Below are 4069 nucleotides of genomic sequence, written 5' to 3' on the forward strand. Positions count from 1 at the left end.
GAATCTCCGGCGAGAGCGACAGCGCCCGCGCCAGCGTGAGACGCTGTTGCTGGCCGCCGGAAAGACGCGTCCCGAGCATGCCGAGGCGGTCCTTGACTTCATCCCACAACACCGCCAGGCGCAGACAGCGCTCCACAATCTCATCCAGCGCGGCTCTCGCCGTGATGCCCATGCGTCGCGGCGCGTAAGCGACGTTTTCGTAAATGGTCAGGGGCAGCCCGACGGGCAAAGGAAAGACCACACCGATGCGCCGGCGGAGTTCGTTCGGGTTGCGCAGTTCGGCGATGTTTTCGCCCTGGATGAGCACTTCGCCGGTGAACCGCGCGCCGCCCACGAAGTCCAGCGTGCGGTTGATGATCTTCATCATCGTGGTCTTGCCGGAATTGGCCGGCCCGATGACGCCGAGCACACTGTTGCGCGGCACGGTGAAGCGGAGGTCTTTCAACACCTGCTTCGAGCCGTAGAACGCGGAGACGCCACGGAACTCGATGTGGGGGCAAGAAGTCATGTCGAATGGTCACTTCTGGAAAACAACGACGCGCAACCAGAAACCACCGCGCCTGCCTGCCTGTCGCCTGAGCGTGTGTTTTGAAAATGGGTGGAACGGGCTACCAGCCCGTTTTCGGCGGCAACTTGCCGCCGAACATTGCGGCAGGCTGGTAGCCTGCCGCAACAGGCCAGTGGCCTGTTCCACCCAAAAGGCATTTTCAAAACGCACTCTGAATGCAAGGTCTTCCGTGATTCGCGTTTCTTCGCGTTCATTCGCGGTCATTCGCTTTCGCCAGCTTACCACCGCTTGCGGCCGCGCAGCCAGACGCGCAGGACGATGGCGAAGCTGTTGATGAAGAGGATTAGCCCGATCAGCACGGCTGCGCTCCCGAATTTCATGACTTCGGGCATCTGGGAAATCTGGTTGGCAATGATATTCAGGTGCATCGACATCGCCATGAACGGCTCGCCCGGTGAGTAAGGGAAAAGTTTGTCCCAGCCGTGGTCCGCCACAAATTTGAAAAACGTGGCGCCGGTGAAGAGAATCGGCGCGGTCTCGCCCGCCGCGCGGGACACGGTGAGAATGATGCCGGTGAGGATGCCACTGAACGAATTGGGCAGGACGATCGTGCGGATCGTTTGCCATCGCGTAGCGCCCAGGTTCCAGCACGCTTCGCGGAAGGCGATGGGCACGGCGCCGAGGGCTTCGCGGGTGCTGGTGATGATGACGGGCAGATTCATGACCGCAATGGTGAGCGAGGCGGTGAGCAGTCCAGCCTTCCATCCGGTCGCAGGTTGATTCGGGTCTGCGATCACGCGGTTGACCGCCGGAAGCATGACCAGGACGAAGGCGCCCAGGCCGAACAGGCCGTGCACAATACTGGGCACGCCAGCCAGGCTGGTGACCGTGATGCTGATCGTGCGGTTTAGCCAGCCTTCCTTCGCGTACTCGCTCAGATAAATCGCGGCGAGAATCCCGACGGGCGCCACGAAGATCAGGGATCCCAGGACGAGATAGAAAGTGCCGACCAGCGGCGCCCAGAGCCCGCCTTCCTTGGCGATGTTGACTGGATTCCGCCACAGGTAATCGAGAGAAAGCACGGGAGCAGCTTTGACGAATATGTCCACCAGAATGGCCCCGAGCGGGATGACCAACACCGCGCAAAAGGCGAACATCAGCCGTTTGTTCCAGGTGGCGCGCCGGGTCTTGCGGCGCTCGAATTCACTTTGCGCAAAAGGATTGGCCTCGAATGAAGCGACCCCGACCAGCGTGGTGGAAGTTTCGGACCCGGCGCTCATGTCACCCCTTGTTCGCTTTCTTAACCCCTTTCACGATCAGATCAGAGGCGACGTTAATGCCGCAGGTGGCGATGAAAAGCACGATGCCGAGGATGAACAGCACTCGATAATGCTCGCTGCCATGCACGGTTTCACCCATCTCTGCGGCGATCGTCGCGGTCATGGTGCGAACCGGGTCCGTGAGCGCTTGCGGGATGCGGTTGTTGTGCCCGGTGGCGAGCAGCACGGCCATGGTCTCGCCAATCGCGCGGCCCATGCCGAGCATGCACGCGGCCAGCAAACCGTTGCGGGCCGCGGGAAACAAAACGCGGCGCACCGTTTCCCACGTATTCGCGCCGAGCGCCAGCGCGGCTTCGCGGAATGAATCCGGCACCGCGCGAAGCGCGTCTTCGGAAAGCGAGACCACCAGCGGCACGCTCATGAGCGCGAGAATGACGCCGCCGGTCAGCAAGTTCGTGCCTTGGGAGGCGCCGGTCTCTGAGCTGGCCAGGTGAAGGCCGACCATGATCTTGCCCCACAGGCTCCCTGGCGCCGCCGTGAAAATGTCCTTAATGATCGGCCCCAAAACCATCAGCCCGATAAAGCCCCACACAATGGAAGGAATCGCCGCGAGCAATTCGATCACGATCTTCAGCGTCTCCTTTACTTTGCCTTTGGCGAACTCCGAAACATAGACCGCCGCACCGAGTCCCACCGGAACCGCGATGATCAACGCGATAAACGTGGTTGTGAACGTGCCGACCAGCAACGCCCAGGCGCCAAAGCTCGGCGGATTGCCCGGCGCCGGGTTGGGAATCCAGCGCGGGCTGGTGAAGAAGTGGGCCCAATCGAGCTTCGGCACCATGGGCGCCGCCTCTTTGAAGATGAACAGGAAAATCGCGGCGATGCCGATAATGCTGCTCCAGCCGCACAACCGGATCAGAATCTCGATCGGTTTTTCGAGCGCGTCGAAGAATCGGAATCTTTTCCTCGCGCTGCCTGTTTGAGGTTCAGTCATGGGAATGGCTCCCTCTCCCAGAGGGAGAGGGCCGGGGTGAGGGGGAACGGGACGTTCTCATAACGGTGAACGAACGAATCACTAAGCCGTGGCGCCAAGTTCGCCGGCGTCCAGGCCCGGGCGGTTACTTCAACGGCACGAAGCCTTCTTTCTCGACGATCTTCTGGCCTTCAGGCGAAAGAATCCAATCGAGGTAAGCCTTGACCTCACCTGTAGGTTCGCCGGCCGTGTACAGGTAGAGTTTCCGCGCGATCGGATATTGGCCGCTGCGCGCCGATTCCAGGCTTGGCTCAATGGCCGGCTCGCCCTTCTTGTTCGAGACCTTCAGCCAGTTCACGCTCGGTGTCTTGTAACCCATGCCGCTGTAGCCAAGGCCCAGCGGGGTCTTTGCGATGTTCTCCACGACTTCGGCCGAGCCGTTCATCTCGCTGATGCCGCCGCGGAATTCGCGCTGCTTGCCATCTTTCTTGCCGCAGACGTGCTGGCGGAAGTAGTCGTAGGTGCCCGAATTATTTTGCCGGCCGAAGAGCACGAACTTTCCATTCCTCGCGGGATTGATTTGGTCCCACGTGGTGATCGCCCCGTCTTCAGCCCAAATCTCGCGCAACTCATCAACGGAGATCTCCTGCATCGGATTGGATGGGTGCGAATAAACGGCCAGGGCATCGAAGGCGACGACGAACTCCTTCACTTCCTTGCCCGAGACCGCTTTCACCTTCTCAGCCTCCTCTTTCTTAATGTCCCGCGAGGCATTGCAGATGTCGGTGGTGTTGTTCTGCAGGGCCGCGATACCGGTGCCGCTCCCGCCGCCGCTGGCGTTCACGAACACGTTCGGCTTGACCTTGCGGTAGGCCTCGGCCCAGGCGGTGGCCAGTTGCACCATCGTGTCCGAGCCTTTGACGCGGATTTCAACCGGCTTCTGGCTCCTCACGGTTGGCTGGCCGCCGCCAGCTCCAGGAGCGGTCGATTCTTTTGGGCCGCAGCCCGTCAGGGCCGCGACGACGGTGAGCAGGGAGAGCTTCCACACCGCCCCTGAACGGGTAAGGGTCTGTGCAAAAATAACTTCCGGTTTTGGTGGGAGCGCCGCCTGGCCGGATGCAAGGCGCGAGGAGGGAGCATCCCCGTCTTGGGGCTGTGACCGACGAGCAACGCCGCAGCCGGCCAGGCGCCGCCCCGCCCCGGAGGGCTGGGGCGATTTCGCTTTCTGGCTTCGTTTCTCCTCAGAGCGTGTCCGAAAATTCCGCGGGGTCCTGTTTTCGCGCCAAAGGCCGGATGGCGAGGCGC

5 protein-coding genes are annotated in these 4069 nt (G+C 61.5%); all 5 read right to left on the bottom strand.

Going from position 1 to position 4069, the window contains the following annotated elements; all coding sequences use genetic code 11:
- A partial coding sequence (locus tag FJ398_26440) for an ATP-binding cassette domain-containing protein (GenBank protein MBM3841424.1) occupies positions 1-508 on the bottom strand: 508 nt, incomplete at its 3' end.
- A gap of 9 nt (positions 509-517) precedes the next feature.
- Positions 518-772, bottom strand: coding sequence for a hypothetical protein (locus FJ398_26445; GenBank protein ID MBM3841425.1), 255 nt, complete (start codon positions 770-772; stop codon positions 518-520).
- Positions 773-786: 14 nt separating this feature from the next.
- The gene (gene pstA, locus FJ398_26450) at positions 787-1665 is read right to left on the bottom strand and encodes a phosphate ABC transporter permease PstA (protein ID MBM3841426.1); all 879 of its coding nucleotides are present in this window, start codon (positions 1663-1665) and stop codon (positions 787-789) included.
- A 124-nt stretch (positions 1666-1789) separates the two neighbouring features.
- Positions 1790-2785, bottom strand: a complete 996-nt coding sequence (gene pstC, locus FJ398_26455; protein MBM3841427.1) for a phosphate ABC transporter permease subunit PstC — start codon at positions 2783-2785, stop codon at positions 1790-1792.
- A gap of 124 nt (positions 2786-2909) precedes the next feature.
- The coding region (locus tag FJ398_26460) for a phosphate ABC transporter substrate-binding protein (protein ID MBM3841428.1) at positions 2910-4069 on the bottom strand (1160 nt) is incomplete at its 5' end.

This window comes from Verrucomicrobiota bacterium (assembly GCA_016871535.1).
Taxonomy (GTDB): Bacteria; Verrucomicrobiota; Verrucomicrobiia; order Limisphaerales; family SIBE01; genus VHCZ01.

Coding starts and splice junctions, on each gene's coding strand:
- pstC (MBM3841427.1), bottom strand. CDS start 2,785: ATGACTGAACCTCAAACAGGCAGCGCGAGGAAAAGATTCCGATTCTTC.
- pstA (MBM3841426.1), bottom strand. CDS start 1,665: ATGTTCGCCTTTTGCGCGGTGTTGGTCATCCCGCTCGGGGCCATTCTG.
- FJ398_26445 (MBM3841425.1), bottom strand. CDS start 772: ATGACCGCGAATGAACGCGAAGAAACGCGAATCACGGAAGACCTTGCA.